This is a genomic window from Variovorax sp. Root411 (genome assembly GCF_001425205.1).
GTDB lineage: Bacteria > Pseudomonadota > Gammaproteobacteria > Burkholderiales > Burkholderiaceae_C > Variovorax.
This window is the reverse complement of the sequence record NZ_LMDW01000001.1, coordinates 1,295,861-1,314,394: the sequence shown is the minus strand read 5'-3', so window position 1 is coordinate 1,314,394 and position 18,534 is coordinate 1,295,861. Positions and strand designations below refer to the sequence as shown.

The 18,534-nt window shown below is 66.2% G+C and carries 21 protein-coding genes and 3 pseudogenes; 6 read left to right on the top strand and 18 right to left on the bottom strand.

The genetic code is table 11. The features are described from left to right. Positions 1–40: 40 nt before the first annotated feature. The 5 genes from ASC92_RS06135 to ASC92_RS06115 form a co-directional block, all read right to left on the bottom strand. Positions 41–529, bottom strand: a complete 489-nt coding sequence (locus ASC92_RS06135) for a hypothetical protein (protein ID WP_235505681.1) — start codon at positions 527–529, stop codon at positions 41–43. Positions 530–587: 58 nt separating this feature from the next. After that, complete coding sequence (gene tnpC, locus ASC92_RS06130) at positions 588–2,195, bottom strand: IS66 family transposase (RefSeq protein ID WP_414820395.1); 1,608 nt, start codon at positions 2,193–2,195, stop codon at positions 588–590. Between the two features lie 85 nt (positions 2,196–2,280). Next, positions 2,281–2,628 carry an IS66 family insertion sequence element accessory protein TnpB gene (tnpB, locus tag ASC92_RS06125; RefSeq protein ID WP_056511665.1) on the bottom strand — a complete coding sequence of 116 codons (348 nt, stop codon included), beginning with the start codon at positions 2,626–2,628 and terminating at the stop codon, positions 2,281–2,283. Further along, a complete protein-coding gene (tnpA, locus tag ASC92_RS06120; protein ID WP_162245704.1) occupies positions 2,625–3,020 on the bottom strand; it encodes an IS66-like element accessory protein TnpA in 396 nt (131 codons plus the stop codon). Before tnpA ends, tnpB begins: the two co-directional genes overlap by 4 nt. A 176-nt stretch (positions 3,021–3,196) precedes the next feature. Then, on the bottom strand, positions 3,197–3,994 hold the full coding sequence (locus ASC92_RS06115; protein WP_162245703.1) for an alpha/beta fold hydrolase: 798 nt from the start codon (positions 3,992–3,994) through the stop codon (positions 3,197–3,199). Between the two features lie 214 nt (positions 3,995–4,208). Here ASC92_RS06115 and ASC92_RS06110 point away from each other — a divergent pair, with 214 nt between their 5' ends. Beyond that, positions 4,209–5,087 carry a LysR substrate-binding domain-containing protein gene (locus tag ASC92_RS06110; RefSeq protein ID WP_162245702.1) on the top strand — a complete coding sequence of 293 codons (879 nt, stop codon included), beginning with the start codon at positions 4,209–4,211 and terminating at the stop codon, positions 5,085–5,087. 200 nt (positions 5,088–5,287) lie between these two features. On the opposite strand, the gene ASC92_RS06105 is transcribed toward ASC92_RS06110, so the two are convergent. From ASC92_RS06105 to ASC92_RS06060, 10 genes and pseudogenes are all read right to left on the bottom strand, one after another. Further along, entirely contained in the window at positions 5,288–7,264 is a 1,977-nt protein-coding gene (locus ASC92_RS06105) for a DUF3363 domain-containing protein (protein ID WP_056511654.1), read from the bottom strand. A gap of 489 nt (positions 7,265–7,753) precedes the next feature. After that, on the bottom strand, positions 7,754–8,287 hold the full coding sequence (locus ASC92_RS06100) for a S26 family signal peptidase (RefSeq protein WP_082519490.1): 534 nt from the start codon (positions 8,285–8,287) through the stop codon (positions 7,754–7,756). Then, on the bottom strand, positions 8,284–8,814 hold the full coding sequence (locus ASC92_RS06095; RefSeq protein WP_056511651.1) for a DUF2840 domain-containing protein: 531 nt from the start codon (positions 8,812–8,814) through the stop codon (positions 8,284–8,286). The genes ASC92_RS06100 and ASC92_RS06095 overlap by 4 nt, the downstream gene beginning before the upstream one ends. After that, positions 8,811–9,074, bottom strand: coding sequence for a hypothetical protein (locus tag ASC92_RS06090; protein WP_056511648.1), 264 nt, complete (start codon positions 9,072–9,074; stop codon positions 8,811–8,813). The genes ASC92_RS06095 and ASC92_RS06090 overlap by 4 nt, the downstream gene beginning before the upstream one ends. Further along, on the bottom strand, positions 9,071–9,832 hold the full coding sequence (gene parA / locus ASC92_RS06085; protein ID WP_235505680.1) for a ParA family partition ATPase: 762 nt from the start codon (positions 9,830–9,832) through the stop codon (positions 9,071–9,073). Before parA ends, ASC92_RS06090 begins: the two co-directional genes overlap by 4 nt. 200 nt (positions 9,833–10,032) lie before the next feature. Beyond that, positions 10,033–10,857 (bottom strand): annotated as a pseudogene (locus tag ASC92_RS06080) (replication initiator protein A); the annotation flags it as partial. 27 nt (positions 10,858–10,884) lie between these two features. Further along, positions 10,885–11,181 (bottom strand): helix-turn-helix transcriptional regulator, encoded by a 297-nt coding sequence (locus tag ASC92_RS06075; protein ID WP_056511639.1) that lies wholly within the window; start codon positions 11,179–11,181, stop codon positions 10,885–10,887. A 92-nt stretch (positions 11,182–11,273) separates the two neighbouring features. After that, positions 11,274–11,816 carry a DUF2285 domain-containing protein gene (locus tag ASC92_RS06070; protein ID WP_235505702.1) on the bottom strand — a complete coding sequence of 181 codons (543 nt, stop codon included), beginning with the start codon at positions 11,814–11,816 and terminating at the stop codon, positions 11,274–11,276. Positions 11,817–11,883: 67 nt separating this feature from the next. Beyond that, positions 11,884–12,069, bottom strand: a complete 186-nt coding sequence (locus ASC92_RS28880) for a transcriptional regulator domain-containing protein (protein ID WP_056511632.1) — start codon at positions 12,067–12,069, stop codon at positions 11,884–11,886. Between the two features lie 124 nt (positions 12,070–12,193). After that, positions 12,194–12,535: a DUF2958 domain-containing protein gene (locus tag ASC92_RS06060; RefSeq protein WP_056511628.1), complete on the bottom strand. Its 342-nt coding sequence runs from the start codon at positions 12,533–12,535 to the stop codon at positions 12,194–12,196. A 159-nt stretch (positions 12,536–12,694) separates the two neighbouring features. Here ASC92_RS06060 and ASC92_RS06055 point away from each other — a divergent pair, with 159 nt between their 5' ends. After that, positions 12,695–13,012: a helix-turn-helix domain-containing protein gene (locus ASC92_RS06055; RefSeq protein WP_056511626.1), complete on the top strand. Its 318-nt coding sequence runs from the start codon at positions 12,695–12,697 to the stop codon at positions 13,010–13,012. Between the two features lie 12 nt (positions 13,013–13,024). Here the strand turns inward: ASC92_RS06055 and ASC92_RS06050 are convergent. Continuing rightward, positions 13,025–13,204, bottom strand: a pseudogene (locus tag ASC92_RS06050) (DUF2958 domain-containing protein); the annotation flags it as partial. A 121-nt stretch (positions 13,205–13,325) separates the two neighbouring features. Here ASC92_RS06050 and ASC92_RS06045 point away from each other — a divergent pair. The 3 genes from ASC92_RS06045 to ASC92_RS06035 are packed head-to-tail and all read left to right on the top strand — an operon-like array spanning position 13,326 to position 16,788. Then, a complete protein-coding gene (locus ASC92_RS06045; RefSeq protein ID WP_157608983.1) occupies positions 13,326–14,891 on the top strand; it encodes a tyrosine-type recombinase/integrase in 1,566 nt (521 codons plus the stop codon). Then, complete coding sequence (locus tag ASC92_RS06040) at positions 14,888–15,790, top strand: tyrosine-type recombinase/integrase (protein WP_162245701.1); 903 nt, start codon at positions 14,888–14,890, stop codon at positions 15,788–15,790. Before ASC92_RS06045 ends, ASC92_RS06040 begins: the two co-directional genes overlap by 4 nt. Then, positions 15,787–16,788, top strand: a complete 1,002-nt coding sequence (locus tag ASC92_RS06035; protein WP_056511620.1) for a tyrosine-type recombinase/integrase — start codon at positions 15,787–15,789, stop codon at positions 16,786–16,788. Before ASC92_RS06040 ends, ASC92_RS06035 begins: the two co-directional genes overlap by 4 nt. A gap of 95 nt (positions 16,789–16,883) precedes the next feature. Here ASC92_RS06035 and ASC92_RS06030 read toward each other — a convergent pair. Together ASC92_RS06030 and ASC92_RS06025 are read right to left on the bottom strand one after the other, a co-directional pair. Further along, positions 16,884–17,063, bottom strand: a pseudogene (locus ASC92_RS06030) (DUF2958 domain-containing protein); the annotation flags it as partial. A gap of 597 nt (positions 17,064–17,660) precedes the next feature. Continuing rightward, entirely contained in the window at positions 17,661–17,969 is a 309-nt protein-coding gene (locus tag ASC92_RS06025; RefSeq protein WP_056511613.1) for a DUF736 domain-containing protein, read from the bottom strand. A 201-nt stretch (positions 17,970–18,170) separates the two neighbouring features. On the opposite strand from ASC92_RS06025, the gene ASC92_RS28500 reads away from it, so the two are divergent. Next, positions 18,171–18,368, top strand: a complete 198-nt coding sequence (locus ASC92_RS28500; RefSeq protein WP_157608982.1) for a hypothetical protein — start codon at positions 18,171–18,173, stop codon at positions 18,366–18,368. Positions 18,369–18,534 lie beyond the last annotated feature (166 nt).

The window sequence follows — 18,534 nt, the reverse complement described above, 5'->3', positions numbered from 1 at the left end:
GTAATAGTCCGCTCGAGGCCGTGGTTGACGGCTGGGTGGTTTAAGGCGTGATGTCGGTGACGTGTTGAAGCAGAGCGAACGCCACGCGCCATGCGCGGCCGTCGCAGTGAACGGTGGCCGTGCGCTGGTTGATCCGAACGATTTCTCCGACGTGCCGCTTCAGGCTTTGGTCGGTGAAGCTCACACGCTGGCCGACGCGGAAGTCCTGCTTGTGATGGATCTCCGGCGGCGGCCTCAGCGGTGCGGCAGGCGCCGGTGAGGAGGATGCACCTGTCTGCTGATCATCGACAGGCACGACGGCCGCGTACAGCACGCTGAAGCGCTGTTTGCTTTGCTCGTCGAGCAGCGTGACCTGCCGGTCCTTCATCGCCGCGATGCGAGCCTCTCGCAGCTTGCCAGTTCCCCAGTCCCAGTACTTCACCAGTTGGCCCATGTGCAACTGCGAGCGCGCCTGCACGATACGCCTCGGGTCGGCCATGAGCTGCTCGATGACCCAGCTGAGCTGGTACAGCTCGGCGCTTGTGGCCATGGGGAGATCTTCGATCTGCTTGACACGCATGCTGGCGATTTTGCCAGCGGTGATGCGCTCAGGCCGCGAGCTTGTCAGTCGCTTGTGAGGACGTTGCAGCGGACCTGGCGAGCTCGCCGGCGACCGCCCGCGGCAGCAACTCGTCGATGCGGTTGCTCGGATGGTCGGCAATGCGCTCCAGCACGTGGCGCAAGTAGGCCTGCGGATCGATGCCGACGAGCTTGGCCGAGCCGATCAAGGTGTAGATCACCGCCGCGCTGTGCCCGCCGTTGTCGGAGCCAAGATGCAGGTAATTTTTTCGCCCGATCGCGACGCCGCGCAGTGCGCGCTCGGCCGCGTTGTTATGCGCCTCGATCCGACCGTCGTCGACGAAGCGCGTCAGCGCCGTCCAGTTGCTCAGCGAGTACCCGATCGCCAATGCCATCGGCGACTTCGCAGAGACCTGCGACAGCGTTGTGTTGAACCACTCCTTCAATTCGCCCAGCATCGCACCGGTGCGTTCCTGGCGAACCCGCATTCGCTCGTGTGGCGGCTTGCCTCGGAGCTCGGCCTCCACACCGAAGACCTTGCCGATGCGCTGCAGCGCTTGGTGTGCCAGCGTTCCGCCGAGCTTGTGCTGGCGCTCGTGGATGTCCCACAGCTTGCGCCGTGCATGGCTCCAACAGCCAGCTTCGATTACCCGGCCATCTTCATACAACGGGTGGTAGCCAGCGAAGGCATCCGCTTGCAGGATTCCCTTGAAGTGCCGCAGGTGGCGCACAGGGTGTTCGCCCTTGCGGTTCGCCGAGTACTGGAACCACACCGCCGGCGGCGCCGTGTCGCCGCTGGGCCGGTCATCCCTCACGTACACCCACAGGCGCCCGGTGCGCGCTTTGGCGCCCGTGCCGCCGAGCACGCGGATCGGCGTGTCGTCGCCGTGGATCTTGTCGGCCGCCAACACGTAGCGCCCAATGGCTTCGGCCAGCGGGCTCAGCAGACGCGCTGCCTGCGCCACCCAGTCCGCCAGGGTCGAGCGCTGCAGTTCGACGCCTTCACGGGCGTAGATCTGGCACAACCGGTAAAGCGGCGTGTGATCGCAATACTTGCTCACCAGCACGTGCGCGAGCAGGCCGGTGCCGGCCATGCAGCGATCGATGGGCCGGCTCGGCGCTGGCGCCTGGGTGATTGTGCTGCAGCTCGTGCACGCGAGCTTGGGGCGAACGTGGCGCACGACATGGAAGCTGCCTGGCTCGTAGTCCAGTACCTCCGAGACGTCCTGGCCGATCTCGCGAAGGCCGCGGCCGCAGGCCTGGCAGTCGCAACCGCTGTGCGGCGTATGCACCACGGTGCGCCGCGGCAAGTGCTCTGGCAGTTCACGCACGCCGGTGCGCTGTCGCGCCTGGCGCTTCTTGCGGCCCTGCTCGATGGACGTGACGTTGGAATGGTGCTCGCCGTCTTCGGCGCCGGCGCCCTCGGCCCGGGTCGCCGGTGTCAATGTCGGCTGCGCGAGCTGGCCGCCCACAAGCTCAAGCTGGGCGTGTTCGAGTTGCTCGCTGGAGCGACCGTACTTCATGCGACGCAAGTACGCCACTTCGACCTTGAGCTTCTCGACGGTGAGCAGCGCGATCTTCAATGCCTCTTGCGAGCGCTGCACCTCGCCGCTGAGAGCGGCGTTGGCGGCAAGCAGTTCCTGCGAGGTCATGGGCACGACTGTGCCGGGCGGAATCCGCCCCTACAACCGGAGTTGTCCTGTCAACTTGGCCGGCGGTCCGCTACGCCGCTGCGCGCGGTTGCCAGGTGCGCTCGGGTCGGCGCCAGTCGATGCCTTCGAGCAGCATCGACAGCTGTGCGGCGCTCAGGGAGATCGAGCCCGACTCGGCCTGCGGCCAGACGAATCGCCCACGCTCCAGCCGCTTGGCCAACAGGCACATGCCGTCTGCGTCGCTCCAGAGCAGCTTGACCAGATCGCCACGGCGCCCGCGGAAGACGAAGACATGGCCGGCGTACGGGTCCTCGGTGAGCGCGGTCTGAACCTTCGCCGCCAGCGTGTCCATGCCGCAGCGCATGTCGGTCACACCGGCAGCCAGCCACACCCGGGTGCCCGCACGCGGGCCGATCATGCGCTTTGGCGCAGCGCGCGCAGAACGCTGCACAGGCTGTCTTCGTCGACAGCGCCACGCAGTCGCAATTGCGCACCGGCGAACTCCAGCTCGATGACGCCATTGCGCGGGGCCGACCTCGATGGCGACGGGGCCGGCCCGGTCGACGTCGGAATCGACATGACTTCGCTCGCCGGTGCTACCTCTATCGGCAACAGCACCGTCGGCGGCGCGTCGCCTGCGGCTCGAACATGCTCCCTGCGCCACTTGAACAGCATGTTGGCGTTGATGCCACTGCGCAGCGCTATTGCCGACACGGATGCGCCCGGTTCCAAACTCTGCCGTACCAGCTCCTGCTTGAACGCACGGTCGTGATGTCGTCGGCCGGCCTTCGAGTCTTGCTCACTCTTCATGGTGTGCACCATCTCCTTTAGCGCACACCTCCAAGCGGGTCTGCGATTGAGGTCAGATGCTTCCTGCAGCCTGCGCATCAGGCAAGGACGGCCTCCGTCGGACTATTACCNCTCCTTTAGCGCACACCTCCAAGCGGGTCTGCGATTGAGGTCAGATGCTTCCTGCAGCCTGCGCATCAGGCAAGGACGGCCTCCGTCGGACTATTACCATCGTCGATGTCTCCTTCGCCAACTATTGCCATGAAAGGCATGCGGAGTTCGCCCAGGCGCGGCAATGCAGGCGGGCTCACAGGAACCTCGGGGTTCGCCTGTGTCCAGTGGAACCCCGAATAGGCCTGCACCATCTGGCGCAGTCGCGCGCTGACTGCAGGTCGGGTTGCCGCCGATCTGAACAGGGCGTGGTCCAGCCATAACGCCTTCGCCTTAGCCAGATCCCCCGCCCGCGCAGCTGCCGCCATCTCGGCGGACGCATCGCGGAAGGCTTTCGACGGCACGTATCCACTCACGAACGTATCGACCGCCACCACGCGCGAAACAATCGCGGGATGCTTCACTGCAACATCGATTGCAACACGCCCGCCAAGGGAGAGGCCCACGATGTTGGCCCGCTGGACGCTCAACGCTTCCAGCACGCGCTTGCAGTCATCTGCATGAACGTAGTTGCCAGTGGGCAGGCTGGATTTGCCGAAACCGCGAAGATCGTAGCGAACCACCCGATGGCGTTTGGCCAGCACTTCAAATTGGTCATCCCACATGCGCGTGTCCAAGGTAAACCCGTGCAGCAGTACGACGGCCGATCCGACCCCCGCCTCTTCGTAGTACAGCTGTCCGCCGTCGACCTGAATCATCCCGGTCTTGCGCGCCGCAGGCGCGCTCGAACACCCGACGGACAGCCCCGCAGCCACCGCCAGCGAAGCGCCCTGCCCCATGAAACGGCGGCGCGAAAATGTGCTGGCTCTGCTTTGTGTTGTCATGATTGTCCCCATTGAGTGCTGCAAGAGGCTCCTCAGGCAGCGCGCGTCACAATCAAGAGTCGGCTCAGATTTGGTCGCACTCTAGTCAGAGGGCGTTCACAAAGCCAATGACGACGGTTCGGGGTCACCATAAGCTGTTGTTATCGTGGGCTCGGGCATACTGGGTTGGATGAGCCATGGCGCACAACCTTCCGCATCTACTTCACAGTCCCCAGTGCGTACTCGTGTCATCGAACACGAGTTGCTGCGCGTCTTCGTCACGGTGGTGGACTACGGAGGATTCACCGCCGCCGGAATGGTTCTTCATCGAACGCAAGCCGCGGTCAGCCTGCAGATCAAGCGCCTCGAGGAAACGGTGCAGGCACCGCTGCTGCAGCATCCGCGCCGGACCGTGCAGCTCACCCGCCAGGGCGAGATCCTGCTGGAATATGCGCGCCGAATGCTGAGCTTGAATGACGAGGCACTGAGCGCCGTCCGTGGCGATGAGCTGGCCGGCCGTATACGCATCGGTGCCATTAACAACTACGCAAGCGGCATCCTGCCGCCCTTGCTGGCCGAGTTCTGCGAACTTCATCCCGAGGTGCAAATCGAGGTACATACCGGCGTGGCCGCGGAAATGGACCGCAAGCTCGGCAGCACTTACGACCTGATCATCAACATCTCGCAAGAAGGACAAGGCGATGGTGTGCTGATAGGCAGTCAGCAGCCGGTGTGGGTTACGTCGGCGCGCCACTCTCCTCACGCCAGGGAACCGCTGCCCCTGGCCCTGCTGCCGAACGGATCGCTGTTTCGCAAGTTCGCCCTGGAGGCTCTTGCGCGGCAGGGTCGCGCTTGGCATGCCGCCCACGAGAGCACGAACCTCGCAGCGATGGTGGCCGCAGTCGAGGCGGGATTGGCCGTCGCCGTGTTCCTGCGTGAGGCAGTCAATTTCGAACGCTTGCGTGAGCTCACGGAAAAGGAGGGGTTCCCACGCCTGCCGCGCGCGGACGTACGGCTTCACAGCCCTGACCGCTACCTCTCGCGAGCGACAGTGGAACTTCGCGAATTTCTGCTGGCGCGCTTATCCGCACCGTCGGCCGAACCGCTCCCGTAAGGCCGGCCTATCCAGCCTCGCGTCCTTCTTCGCTAGCTCCGTTGTGCGCAGTTCTTGCAGTGACGCCGGTGTTTCAAGCTCGGCGCTCTCGCAACGCTGGGCACAGAGGACGTCACGCACAACGACCCACTTTTCTGCAGGCGTCATTGCATGGTGGCCGCATCCTTTGCTTTGGAAAGCAGAGAAAGTTGCACTCGTCCTCACCGCGAAACACCGCGGTTCTGGGTCAGCTCCCAGCTGACGTTGGATTCCCGTACCGTGGCAGACACATGTATCCCCAGCCGGCTCTGGATGATTGGCCGCCATGGGACAAGATAGAAACCTCTGTCACCATCGAGCAGCGCATAACGCCCGCTATCAAGCTGAATCGCGCGGCGATAAACACCGCTGACCCAGTCGCCGCTCTCCAATGCGCGATAGGCTTTTCCGACTTCGCTCTCCAGTGCTTTACCCGCCAAGGCCACCTCTCTCCCGCGCAGGGTTTTCAGCAGATTTCGCTCAAGGATTACGGCACCACCCCGACGCTCAGCCAGTCCTAGTTCCACAAGAAAGTTTGTTCGCTGCCGCATGGCGTCCCGCGCACCCCGGCCGAATCCCTCGCCCGCCAGCCCCTGACCACGATTTATGAGTTGCTCGTCCAGCCAGGTCGCGCCCAGGGCGCGAGCCTGCTGGTCGATCGACAGATGTGAGCGCAGCGTGAGCACTGAACTGGCCCGCTGCTGGTCATACTGCCGAGCTCGCTCTACCAAATCGTGTGGTACTCGCCAGACTCCATTCCCCTGTCGGTCAACGATCCCTGCGCGGCGCAGCGCCTCCAGCCTGCGCGCATGCACGCCGACCGTGGATTGCGGATCGACGGCCCGGGCGATCCGCAGGTGTGCCAAGTGGTCCGCTGTGCGGTACACGCCATCGTGGGACAGAGCGGCCACTGTCCTGTCTACCTCCCTCGGTTGACCCTTGGCTTTCACCTCCACGATGCCGCCAACGGGCAAGTCATGCAGTTCCGCCAGGCCGGCCCCCTTGGGCAGCTTCACGTAGTGCGCTCGCCCATCGACGCCGTCGACCACCAGGTAGCCTTGGTCGTTCAGTTCGTCAGCCATTCCCTTGGCTGCGATGCGGCCCACCATGGAGCCCGTTACTACTGCCTCCAGCGCGAACTCGCGCGGCTCGCCCCTCATTGCCTTGTTCATCGCACGCACGATGTCCCCGCGCTCGCCCAAAGCATTCAGGGTCTGCTCCATGCCCGGCACCAGCCGCCATTGATTGGCGTCGATCCGCTCGGCCAGCGCCATGGCCTCCAAACGATGCATCCGCGCACGCAGTACCGTCTGGCGCCGCGCCCGGTCCACCGTTGCTCCCGGTATCGCGGTCAGGTCCACCACATCCACGGCCGCCTGCCGCAGCAGCGCCCGGTCCAGGCTGGTGTACCGCTCCTGATCGACCTCGCGCAGCAGGCCCTGCCGCATCTCCAACTCGGTGCGCGGCCCCAGCCATTCGGTTGCCAGCTCACTCGCGCGCAGGCGCATGCCATGGGCCATGTAGTCCGGGGCGATCACCAGATCCCTCGTGCCCCTGCCCTGCCCCACCTTCCCCCGCAGCACGACGTGCGTGTGCGGGTTGTCGGTGTCCCAGTGGTCGACGGCCACCCAGTCCAGGCGGGTCTCCAGGTCCACCTCCATGCGCGCCATCAGTTCACGCGTGTAGCCACGCAGATCCTCGAACTCCGATGCATCCTCTACCGAGACGATGAATCGGAACTGATGCCGGTCGCCCCGGCCACGCTCCTCGAACGCCTGGAGGTCGGCGGTATCGGTGCCAGCGCCATAAGCTTGGCCGCGCTGCCCGTCGCGCGTCGTGCCGTCACGCTCGATGTAGCGCAGGTGGGTCGCCACCGATCGTGCTCCAGCCTTCTTGAGCACTAGGAACCGGGACTTGATGACGACGCGCCGGGCGTTCGCGCCCAGCCGGCCTCCGGCCATGCCGGCCGCCACGCGCCCCCTGCCGAAGGTGGACGCAGGACGCGCGCCCTTCACACCTGAAGCCTTCGCGCCCGCCTTGGAAACGGCCTTCAGCACCTGCGAGACAAAGCGCTGCGAGCCCGGGCCGGCACGGGACTTGGGAGCCGCCGGCCGGACGCGGAAACGGTCCGCGTCTTGCGAACCCTTACGCGAAGCCATGGCACAAGCCCCAGCGCAGCATGGCACAGTGGATCGGAAGCGGCACGCGCAAGACCCTGGCGCCGTATGGCATTGCGTGCTTGCGCGGCACTGAAGGCCGCAGGTGCGGTGCCGTCCCCAACCCACGTGCAGACTGGCTTGGCAGGCCAAGGCGTGCCACCCCTTTTATCTTGCCCTCCGTCTCCGCCTCCCGCATCCGCTCCCGGCTCCGACCCACCGCCAGCCGCGCACGGGGTGCGCAACGCTGCCCGAGGGGCCGCGGCGGTGCAGCAGGCGCTGCACGCTGGCGGCAGGATGTCTGCACGTCAGACTGCAGCCGAAGCAAGGCTTCGGCTGCAGTTTGGCGGCGTGGATCGCGCACGGTTGGACACGGCATCGGCACACGGACGGTGCAAGCCCGGTGCATGCGCGGGCGCATGGCCGGTGACAGCCTGGACGCCGACGCGGCGCAACAGCCGCGCAGGTCAGGGCGCAAGAAAGCGCGCCTGCTCATTGCGCGCTCCCTGTCCATATCGGCCGCGCGGTGCCAAGCACGGCGGACGCATCGATGGGGCCGAAGTAACGACTGTCGAACGAGGCCGGATGCGCGTCGCTGAGCAGGAACAGTTCACCTTCCGTCAGCACGCGGCATTGCGCCCACGGCTGCAATGGCCGGTGTTTGCCATCGTGCGCGAGCGTGGTCGCCACGGCGGCGCCGTCGATGCGCACGGCCTGTTCCCGAACGCACACCAATTGCGGAGCCACGGCACCGACGCGCTTAAGGATCGGCACCCCGCTGGGCAGATAGCCGCGCTGCACCGCGAACGCGGCCACGCCAGCGGGGAGCCGGACCAGCACGATGCTGCCGACGTGCAGCGAGGGAGGGCCGGCCACGGGATCGATGCGATACCAGCCACGCGCGACGCTGTCGCTCGGGTTGTAGACCACGCGCGCCAAGGGCTGCAGCACGGCCGGCGCGCACAGCGCCGCCAGGCCGATACCGATCACACCCAGCAGCATCATCCGGTGCATGCGTGGCGTCATTGCAGCGCCTCGCGCGCAAGATGCGCCGCATGCCGCTCGGCCGTGTAGACCGGCAGCGGCTGCCGCGCGGCCAGCCGGTTGCCGACCGTGCGCCAGTATGTGGCGGCGGCCGCGTACGAGTCGATGCCCAGCGCCTCGATCGCGTCGATTGCCGCAAGCACCGCCTTGACCTGCGCCTCGCCATCGGCACGCAGCAGGATGCGCGCGCCCGGCAGCACGCCGGCGACGCGCTGCGCGTCTTCGAAGGGTGTCGGCGCCTGCAACACCATGAGCTGCCAGAGTGCCGTGCCGTAGTCATTGCCGATCCACTTCACACGGCAGCACACCTTGCGTGGCATGAACATCACAACGCGCCGCCAGCGATCCAGCACGATCTCAACGGTCGGCTGACCAAACCGCAGCCAGATGTTCACCCGATGCTCGAGGAAAGCGAGCGAAACCCGCATCCCGGCGGGCCGCTGCGGCGCCATCGCCTGCAGCGGGGCCTGCGGGACGACGGGCGTCGGATGCGAAGCCGGCGCCGTCATACCGCGTCCTCCGGATACTCGCGCTCCAGCAGCTCGCGCAGCATGTCTGCCGCCGTGAGGCTGCGCCGGAACGCCACGACCTTGATGCGCCCGCGCAGCGCGGGCGTCACGTCAATCGTGAGCCGCGCGGTGTAGATGGATGCCTTGGCCGGCAGCTCGGGCGTGTCCACCCGCCGCACCCAGGTCGACGCCGGATCGGCACCGGGCCTGCGGCCGATCGGTGCCCGGCGTGGTTTCGCAGATGGCTGGGCTCCGGTCATCGCAGCATCTCCCGCACCGCCTGCGCGAGCGCGGCGATCTCGCGTGCGGCCGCGCACTGCGGTGCCACTTCGCAGGCCAGCCGTCCCGCGGCCACGCTGTCGGCAAACACGATGCGCTGCGAAACCTCCGTCGCCAACGCGGCGAACGGCTGATCGGCGAGCGCGGCGCGCGCTTCGCGTCCGATCACCGTGCCGACCACGCGCCTGTTAACCACGAAGGCCGCACGCAGTTGCGGCCGGAACACCCTCGCCTCGGCAATGAGCTGCACCATTTCATGGCTGGCCCACACGTCGTAGGCGCTCGGTTGCACGGGAATCAGCACCAGGTCGGCGGCCAGCAGCGCGGAGCGCGCGAGGGCCGCGACGCGCGGCGGCCCGTCGATCACCACGTAGTCCGCCTGCAGGGCGATCTGCGGCGCTTCCTGGTGCAGCGAGTCCCGCGCCAGCCCGAAGACGCCATACAGCCGTTCCTGACCGCTCTGCAGCCGCCGTTGGGCCCAGTCGAGAGCCGAACCCTGCGGATCGGCATCGAGCAGCGTGACGCAGCTTCCCTGCAAGGCCAGCTCGCCGGCCAGGTGCGTGGCGAGCGTGGTCTTGCCTGCCCCGCCTTTCTGGTTGAGCAGTGCGATCACCTTGCCGGGGCGGCTGTCCTGCCTTTCTTGTCGACGGCTGTCGGATGTTGGGCCTGCCTGATTTGCAGTCGCTGAAGCGATGCCCATTTTTTGAGCAGCCTCCACTCGCGCGCGCGTGACTTCCATTTATGTATCCCTTTAGATGTTTAGGGAGCGCCGAAACCGTTGCTGGGCGTGGCTTCCCGGTCGATCGGTGCGGGCGATCCACCGATAGTTCTGCGGGTGATCCACCGAGGGTCGTGCGGGTGATCCACCAAGTCCGTCCACACGCCATCCACAGCTTCTTCAACAGAAGCTGTGGATAAGTCGGGTTGGGATGGCTTCGCCGGGGCGGGCCGGAAGGCCAGCCATTCGATGCCGCCGCTGCGCTCCATGGACAACCGGTAGCCGGGCAGCGCCTGTCGCCGCGCGAGACGCCGCACCTGGATCGCGAAGTCGGAAGGGCGCTGCAGGCTGCCGGACTTCAGATACAGGTGCCGCATGTCGAAGCGCCAGCCACCCGGCTGCCGGCCGCCGTGCTTGCGCACCAGCCGATAGAGCCAGCGTTCGATCCCGCCGGAAAGCCGGAAGTACGTGGGATCGAGCGTGAGCACCAGGGCCTCGTCCATCACGCCCGAGAAGAACCAGTCGGCCAGGATCAGCTCGATGCCGTCGGAGCGGCCATCGGATCGGATGTAGTCCTTCCACTCGTTGATCCAGGAGAAGCGGTGCGTGCGCTTGGCGCCATTCGGGCGCTCCCGCTGGCGCATCGTCGTGGCGACGGTGGTGGACTGCAGGCGGTCCAGCGCGGCGCGCAACGCCAGGTAGTCGCTGCGGCCGGTGCCACGCTGCGCGAAGCGCAGGATCTCGTAGGGTGTGGCCACCATCAGGCGCGAAGGCGCGATGCCCTCCTTCTTGGCCTGGACGATCTGGCTTGCAGCCCAGATCAGCACGTCGGCATCCCAGATGGTGGCGATGCCGTGCTCGGGAACGCCCTCGACGGTGAGCGATACGCCACCGGCCTCGAAGCGAATGGGCACGGTGCGCGGCGACTTGGCCAGCGAGAAGAACGGGTAGGCCATCAGGTCCTGCGCGTCGCGCAGCGCCATGTCGCCGCCCGGCAGCGCGCGGAACAGCGACAGCTGTTCACGTTCGCTCGAGCGTTTCGACATGAAAGGCGCTCCCCTGCTCAACGTCAATCAGCGGACGGAGTCGCGCTGCACGTAGCCGGGATCGGAGGTCATGCCGTAGGCGCGGCTGTTGGCCCAGGCGCGCAGGTCCTCGACCGCGTAGACCACGCGCGCGCCGAACTTCCGGAACCTCGGGCCACCGCCCAGCACGCGCTGTTTCTCCAGCGTGCGCGGTGACAGGCGCAGGAACGCACCGGCCTCGTCGGTGGTCAGAAACTCGGGGTTAGCTGGCGCGGCGGGTACCGCTTGCGCCTTTGGCGATGGCGCAGGGGCGCGGGTGGGATACAGGGAACTGGCACTCGCCATGACGGCCTCCATCGCTGTCGGTGGGCCGCAAACCATTTGCAACCCGATAGAGGCAGTCTCGGGAGCAAGCGCCTTCTTGCGCAGGGAGAGATTCAGCGCATCGGTTCGGCTCCGGGGGGCCGCGCTGCGGTTCGCCCGACACCCGCGAGGACCAGATAGCCGCCCCTCATGTACGCCTCAGCGCGCCGCAGCAGGTGCCGGACCTGAGCCCGCAGTTCACCATCGGCCTGCCAGCGCAACGCCACGGCTTCGAGGCCGAACAAGGCCTGGGCGATGTCGCGATGCGAGGCGCCTGCTTGCAAGCCATCGAGCGCCTGCAGGGCGCGAAGATGCAGCAGCGCCGCACGCGTGACGGCACGCGCAGACGGCTCAGCCGGCGCATGGCCCTCAAGGGCTTGTGCCTGCGCGGTGAATGACTCGAGCTGGCCGCGCAGTCCAGGGCCGAGCGGGGCGGTGACGGCATAGGGCGTCCCGTCGGCGAGGTCGGCCGCCAGTGACACGTGCAGGCGCTGCGCAGACACCTCAGCCAGCAGCGTCAGGCCTGCATCGCCAAGTGCCAGGCGCTTGCGTCCAGGTACGCGCCACAGGTCGAAGGATTGCAGGCCAGGCGCACTGCGTGCAGTCGACGCGCGCACGTGCAGCAAGTCGTCAGTCGCCGTGATCCAGAGCGGATGCGCTTCACGCGCATCGAGAGTTGGATCTTCAGCGCTGTCGCAACCCCCATCGCTCGAACGATGCACCGCGGCGCATCCAGTCCGCCTGGTACTGCGGATGGCGGCGCAGGTACTCCCAAGCGAGCCCGGGACCATCGAGGCCCAGCGTGTACAGGTAGGCGGCCGACACGCCCCAGGGCGCGTTCGGCAGATCCTCGATATTGCGGTCGGTCATGGCGAAACTCCCTTTTCTTGCCTGGGAGTACCCTGCCACAGGTATGGCTGGCGTGGCTGGCTTTTGCGGCGATGCGCGCTCGCGCGCGCAGCGACGCTGCCGCGCGATCCGACCGCCCTGAAGCTCAGTCGTTGATCGACCCGTCGCGTTGTGCATCGGCCGCATAGGCCGACAGCGGCTGGCGCGCCTTGAAATGCGGATCGGCCACGATGCGCAGGCCCTTGGGGCCGCGCACGCCTTCGAGCGCCGACAGACTCACGTGGCCCAACTCGGGGAAGCCGGTGCCGGCATCGGTCAGCCCATAGGCGCGGTCCCCATCGGCATCGAGCTCGGTGAGCAGCCAGCAAGCAGGCGCGTCCAGCGTGTACAGCTTGACGACCGGGTAGGGATCGATGGCATCGCCACGTGCGCGGGCGGCGCCGTGAGCGAGCATCTGCGTGCGTTGCTGACCGGTGATGAAGGTCATATGCCTCCGGTGAGTAATGTTGTTTTAGGACTGACGTCATGCTAGTCCTTGCGAGTTCGGCGCGGAAGCGGGTTTCAGTCCACAGCCTGCCGTCAACAATCAAATTATGAGTTAAAGATAACGTGGTTTAAATTGTGCTGAACCGAGACGCTTCTGTCCATGCAGAAGCGAACCATCCAGCGTGGACGGCCGGCCGGTGCGACGACCTTCGAAGTCGCGCCCGCGCTGGCGTTCGGTGCCGTGGTGCGCGCGCTGCGCACCGAGGATGGCGTTGCGCAGGAAACGCTGGCGCACCTGGCCGGCATCGAGCGTTCGCACATGGGAAAGATCGAGCGCGGCGAACACATGCCCACGCTGGTCCTGGTGCTCAAGATCGCACGTGCGCTCAACCGCAGCGCGGGCGAATTGCTGCTTGAGACGGAAGCCAAGCTTCCGAGGGAATGGCACCAGCCGCCAGCCGGACAAGCCGGCGGCTGATGCCTGCAGCGCCTACGCCACGATGCGCCCTGCCAACCGAGCCTCGCGCGCATAGGCGCTGATGGCCTTGGCACCCCGGAAGTGCAGATCCCGCTCGATGGGCAGACCCCAGCGCCCTCGCAAGCTCTCCAATTCCTCCAGGCTCACGTAGCCCAACTCGGGAAATCCTTGTCCCAGGTCGCACAGGCCGAACTATGTGAAGCACACGGTTATGTGCACCGCGACGTACTCATCGGCGCGGAGCGGGTCTGTTGGAGGACGTAGCTCTCCATAACGCGCAAGCTGCTGGTCCCTCAATCCAACGGAATACGAGATGCCAGCATCTATTGCAAGAAGAACGCGTGCGCCCGAGCCGCCAGATCGGAGCCTGTTCGACCCCTACATTCCGGCGTTCGTCGCGCACCTGCTGCGCGCTGGCATGCGAGCGTCCTCCATCGCCAACTACCCTGGCCCAGCGAAGCACTTCCTCGTCTGGCTGCACCAGCAGTCCATCGAGATTCAGCACATCGACGGTGAGATCATCCAACGCTTCCTGGATCACCGGTGCCACTGCCCTCGGCCATCTGGTGAACGCTATCAATGCGTGGTGCACGGTGGGCGTCAGCTCGGCAGCCGGGTTCTTCGGTTCGTTGGGTTTCTTGAGGCGAGGGGGTATCTGTACAACCCCATGGACCTGACCGACGCGCACCAGCGTGTCGACGCCTTCGTTGCCCATCTGGCGAGGGAGGGACACATGCCAAGCACAGTGGCCAACTACCGCCGCAACGGTATCCACTTCATCACATGGCTGCGCCAGCAGCACATTCCTCTGGCGTCGATCGACGATGGGGTCGTCGATCGGTTCGCCCGCCATGACTGCATCTGCCCGGGCTCTTTCACCATCAGCGGGCAGCGCGACGGTCATTGCCTGAAGCGGGTTGCTCGCTTCGTGCGCTACCTCGCCACGACGGGCGTCGTGGCGAGGCCGGCCGTGCTTGCCGGCAGCGAACCGACCCTGCCGCTTGCCGAGTTCCAAGAGTGGATGCGGCGCCATCGCGGCACCGGCGAACAGACCATGGTCAAGCACCTGCACCTGCTGCGCCGGGTGCTCCCAGAGCTTGGGCCCGATCCGGGTCGGTACGACGCATCGCTGGTGCGCAGCGCGATCCTTCAGCAAGCGACCGCCGGATCGCGGTTAGGCGCGCAGGCGACGACGAGCGCGCTGCGAATGTACTTCCGGTACCTCGCGTCCACCGGCCAGTGCGCGCCGTCCCTGGTTGATGCCATCCCGACGGTGCCGCGCTGGCGGCTGGCCACGCTGCCGCGCTACATCGTGCATGACGATGTCGAGCGGGTCCTCGCCTCGTGCGACCTGACGACCGGCCGCGGGATGCGGGACCACGCGATCCTGCTACTGCTCGCGCGCTTGGCCCTGCGGGCCGGCGATGTCGTCGGCCTGCGCTTGAGCGACATCGACTGGAACAACGCCCTTATCAGGGTCGCCGGCAAGTCGACTCGTGAAGTGGGCTTGCCGCTTCCCCAGGATGTCGGCGACGCCCTCGCGACTTACATCGAGCGAGCGCGCCCTCGCATCCACGCGGACCATGTCTTCCTGCGCGCGATCGCGCCCTTCGAGCCACTCGCTCACGGCAGCGCAATCACCGGCATCGTGCGCGACGCCCTGAGCCGCGCCGGGATCAGGAACGTGAACCTGCGCGGCGCATATTTGCTGCGGCATTCCGCAGCGACCCACCTGCTGCGCTCCGGGTCGACCCTTGAGGCCGTTGGTGCGCTGCTTCGCCACCGCACCACGGAGACGACCGCGATCTACGCCAAGGTCGACACGCGGATGCTGGCGCGCGTCGTGCAACCCTGGATCGGAGGTGTGACATGCCGATGAGCGACCACGTCGATCGCTACGTCGCGATCAAGCGCACCCTGGGTTACAGCTTCGTCGACCAGGCGTACGCCCTCAGCCGGTTCGCCGAATTTTCCAAGGAGGATGAGTTCCTAAGCGCTTCGCGCGCGATCGCATGGGCCGCCAAGGCCTCGTCGTCGCAGCGCTCGGCCGAGTGCTTCCGGGTCATTCGCAACTTCGCCATCGCGCTGCACGCGGAGGACGACCGCCACGAGATCCCGCCACGCGACGTTTTCGGCAAGGCGAAGCGGCTGCGACCACCGCCGCACATCCTTGCCGCCGAAGACATCGAGCGCCTCATGCGAGCCGCGCTGCGGTTGCCGCCCACGGCGTCCCTGACGCCGTACACCTACTACTACCTGCTCGGCCTCCTGGCGGCGACGGGTTTGCGCGTGTCAGAGGTGATCGCGCTGGTGCGCGCGGACCTGGGGCAGGACGGGCTCGTGATCCGTCAGACCAAGTTTCACAAGTCGCGCCTGGTGCCCATCGCTTCGACCACCCAGGCTGCCCTGGCGGCTTACCTCAAGCTGCGCGGACGCATTGGCGGTCCGGACCCGCATGTCTTCGTGCTGTCCAACGGCAAGCCGCCCGATCCTGCAACCGTGACCCGCACCTTCGTCAAGCTCGCCAGACTGTGTGGCCTGCGCAGCGCCTCGGGCCGTGGCCCGCGGCTGCACGACCTGCGTCACAGCTTCGCTGTGCGCTCGCTCGAACAGTGTGGCAACGATCGCAACGCCGTCGACCGGCACATGTTGGCGCTGAGCATCTATCTCGGCCACGCGTGCCTCTCAGACACGTACTGGTACCTGGAGGCGACGCCTGTCATCACACGGCAGATCGCCCATGTGGCGGAGGCGCTAAGCGCAAGGAGCAGATCATGACGGCGCTAGCTCCCCATCTGAGCAGCTACCTGCTGGAGTACCTGCCGCGCGACCGCGGCGCCAGCCGACACACGACGGACAGCTATGCGTACAGTTTCCAGCTCCTGGTGACCTTCGCTGCGCAACGTCTCAAGATCAGGCCCAGCGAGATCGCGTTGGAGCAACTCTCCACCGAGCTGATCCTGGACTTCCTGGACCACATCGAGACGAGCCGGGCGAACAAGCCACGCACCCGCAACGCGCGCCTTGCGGCCTTCAAGTCATTCTTCCGATATCTGGAGTACCGCGCACCTGCGTGTCTGGGCCAGTCCATGCAAGTCCACGCCATTCCCAGCAAACGCGTCGTACAGCCGCTGGTGGCGTACCTCTCGCGGGATGAGCTGCAAGCGGTCCTCGACGTACCCGACCGTCACAGCGCCTCAGGGCTGCGTGACCGCGCGATGCTGCACCTCGCCTACGCAGCCGGTCTGCGGGTGTCCGAGCTGACGGCCCTGCGCTTGGATGATCTCGCCCAGCCGGGCCTGGACACCGTTCACATCCTGGGCAAGGGACGGCGGCAGCGCGTGCTGCCGCTCTGGAAGGAGACCCGAGCAGTTCTGGGGGACTGGATGCGCGTACGCCCTACCAATGGCGCCGACGCGTTGTTCCTGAATCAACGTGGGGAGGCAATGACGCGCCATGGCTTCGCCAGTCGCCTCGCGACACATGTGGCTCGCGCCGCACGCAAGGCGCCGTCGCTCGCCCAGAAGCACGTCAGCCCGCATGTGCTGCGGCACACCTGCGCGATCCACACGCTGGAGGCCACCGGCGACATCCGGCGCGTGGCGCTTTGGCTTGGGCACAGCAGCGTGCAGAGCACAGAGATCTACCTGCGCGTGGATCCCGTGCACAAGCTGGAGATCCTGGACGCCAGCGCTGCGCCAGCCGTCCGCAGGGGCGTCTTCACAGGGGTCTCGGACCGGTTGCTCGCGATGCTCGCGGGCGCCAGGTCGTCGTAGTTATGTGAAGCCAATTGCGTCAATTACACCCGCCTGTGTGACTCGTCGGTTCACATAACCGTGTGCTTCACATAGTTCGGCTTATGTGGAGCTCCACATAAGCCGAAGGCGCGGTCCTGGTCGTCAGGATCGATTTCGGTCAGCAGCCAGGTCGCACCCGCATTGGGTGTGAACAGCTTGACCACGGGGTGCGGGTCGAATCCGTCGCCTTCGATGGATCGCCGGCCATTGGCCAGCAGTTGCGCGCGTTGTTCCTCGGTGATGAGCGTCGTCATGGTCTTTCTCCTTGAAAGGATTCCGGGCGGAATTGCCCGAGACCGGAGGCAGCACGGCGCAGCGCAGCCGTCAGGGGTCGAAGACGGCCGCCAGGACGCCAGCGTGCAAGGCACGCGCCGACCTTGACGGCGAGAACGGCGTGCAACGATGAAGGGAACAGCAAGACAGCCCCACCACTGCATGTGCACCCGCATCGCAAGCGCAGCGCGCAGCACCGCAGGTGCGAAGGCGTCAGGGATGGAAGCCCGAAAGGGGCGAGACGCCATGGGCGGCTCGATGCGCAGCACGAGAGCGCGGTCCGGCATCGCCGGAGACGCACGGAATCGTGCAACCGTGGAAGCGCATCTGCTGAAACTCGCGGAACCGCCATCCCGACTCCACACATCGTCGTAGAACCGCAGATCAGCGCAGCCACGGAATCGGCTCTACGACAAAGCGCAAATGCGGAACTGCGCTTCTTGCGCGCATCCGCACATGCGCAAAGAAGACAACACGTGAACACGCGCCTCCGCATAAAGACGCCCGCGAACCTTCGCGGCCGTCGATGCACTCGGTGAAGAAAGCGCCCCGCCGAAGCGGGGCGCCGAGGGCGACGCTCAGTCGCCCTTGCTGCGCGACCAGATCAGGTTGTGCGCGCCGTCCTCGCCCTCGACCAGGCGGGCATAGATGGTCGCCGGGAACGACGGGTCATCCAGCGTCACCGACAGGTAGGGCCGGTCCGCCTTGCTGATCTTCTTCCACGCCGCGCCGATCTCCAGGCCGTTGCCGGCGATGACGCGGTAGTCCGGAGCGTTCTCGCTCGTCTTCTCGCTGGCGGCGATCTTGACCTTGACGTTCAGGGTCAAGGTGCGAACCGTGCCGGCGTAGCCGTTGCCCGAAGCGGTGAAGTTGCCAATGGTGCTCATGATGAAGTCCTTTCGAGGTTGAACCCAGGTCCGCGCCCATCGCGGCCTTGGCGTGATCCGAACGGCGAGGTGCCGGGCGCGCCGCACCCCAGGGCGAAGCAGGGGCCGCAGCGCAGCGAAGGACTGGAAGGCACGAGAAATTTGCCTCGCGAGGAATCTGCACAGCAGAGGGGAAATTTGTCGTGCCGCACGGTTGCGGCGATGAAGCCCGAGGCGAAGCGCAACGAAGAGCAGCGCCGCCGTGCCCGCGCCAGGATTCACGGCAAATACAAGGCCGTGGGCGCGGACCTGTTCTCGCAAGGGACGCATGAGCTTGGCACCCGCCCGAAGCAACAGCGTTCCGGCATGGAGGGCCCGCACTCGAATGCCAAAGTAGCCGCCTCGCGAAGACCAGAATGAACGCTCCGCCGCATCGCAGACATGCAGGGTCGGCATCAGCGAAATGGAAGGGCATGGCGAACGGCCTGTCAAAGAAAGCCTCCGTCGTTCACGGGGGCCTGCCCGCCAGCGTCAGGGATGGCGCTGCATTCCGGAACCCAGCGCAGCCAAGCCTGTCGTGGTCTCG

What these genes read in the sequence shown, in the direction of transcription:
- ASC92_RS06135 (WP_235505681.1), bottom strand. Translation starts at nt 529, where the DNA reads ATGGCCACAAGCGCCGAGCTGTACCAGCTCAGCTGGGTCATCGAGCAG.
- tnpB (WP_056511665.1), bottom strand. Translation starts at nt 2,628, where the DNA reads ATGATCGGCCCGCGTGCGGGCACCCGGGTGTGGCTGGCTGCCGGTGTG.
- tnpA (WP_162245704.1), bottom strand. Translation starts at nt 3,020, where the DNA reads ATGAAGAGTGAGCAAGACTCGAAGGCCGGCCGACGACATCACGACCGT.
- ASC92_RS06115 (WP_162245703.1), bottom strand. Translation starts at nt 3,994, where the DNA reads ATGACAACACAAAGCAGAGCCAGCACATTTTCGCGCCGCCGTTTCATG.
- ASC92_RS06105 (WP_056511654.1), bottom strand. Translation starts at nt 7,264, where the DNA reads ATGGCTTCGCGTAAGGGTTCGCAAGACGCGGACCGTTTCCGCGTCCGG.
- ASC92_RS06100 (WP_082519490.1), bottom strand. Translation starts at nt 8,287, where the DNA reads ATGACGCCACGCATGCACCGGATGATGCTGCTGGGTGTGATCGGTATC.
- ASC92_RS06095 (WP_056511651.1), bottom strand. Translation starts at nt 8,814, where the DNA reads ATGACGGCGCCGGCTTCGCATCCGACGCCCGTCGTCCCGCAGGCCCCG.
- ASC92_RS06090 (WP_056511648.1), bottom strand. Translation starts at nt 9,074, where the DNA reads ATGACCGGAGCCCAGCCATCTGCGAAACCACGCCGGGCACCGATCGGC.
- parA (WP_235505680.1), bottom strand. Translation starts at nt 9,832, where the DNA reads ATGGAAGTCACGCGCGCGCGAGTGGAGGCTGCTCAAAAAATGGGCATC.
- ASC92_RS06075 (WP_056511639.1), bottom strand. Translation starts at nt 11,181, where the DNA reads ATGGCGAGTGCCAGTTCCCTGTATCCCACCCGCGCCCCTGCGCCATCG.
- ASC92_RS28880 (WP_056511632.1), bottom strand. Translation starts at nt 12,069, where the DNA reads ATGACCGACCGCAATATCGAGGATCTGCCGAACGCGCCCTGGGGCGTG.
- ASC92_RS06060 (WP_056511628.1), bottom strand. Translation starts at nt 12,535, where the DNA reads ATGACCTTCATCACCGGTCAGCAACGCACGCAGATGCTCGCTCACGGC.
- ASC92_RS06055 (WP_056511626.1), top strand. Translation starts at nt 12,695, where the DNA reads ATGCAGAAGCGAACCATCCAGCGTGGACGGCCGGCCGGTGCGACGACC.
- ASC92_RS06045 (WP_157608983.1), top strand. Translation starts at nt 13,326, where the DNA reads ATGCCAGCATCTATTGCAAGAAGAACGCGTGCGCCCGAGCCGCCAGAT.
- ASC92_RS06040 (WP_162245701.1), top strand. Translation starts at nt 14,888, where the DNA reads ATGAGCGACCACGTCGATCGCTACGTCGCGATCAAGCGCACCCTGGGT.
- ASC92_RS06035 (WP_056511620.1), top strand. Translation starts at nt 15,787, where the DNA reads ATGACGGCGCTAGCTCCCCATCTGAGCAGCTACCTGCTGGAGTACCTG.
- ASC92_RS06025 (WP_056511613.1), bottom strand. Translation starts at nt 17,969, where the DNA reads ATGAGCACCATTGGCAACTTCACCGCTTCGGGCAACGGCTACGCCGGC.
- ASC92_RS28500 (WP_157608982.1), top strand. Translation starts at nt 18,171, where the DNA reads ATGAAGCCCGAGGCGAAGCGCAACGAAGAGCAGCGCCGCCGTGCCCGC.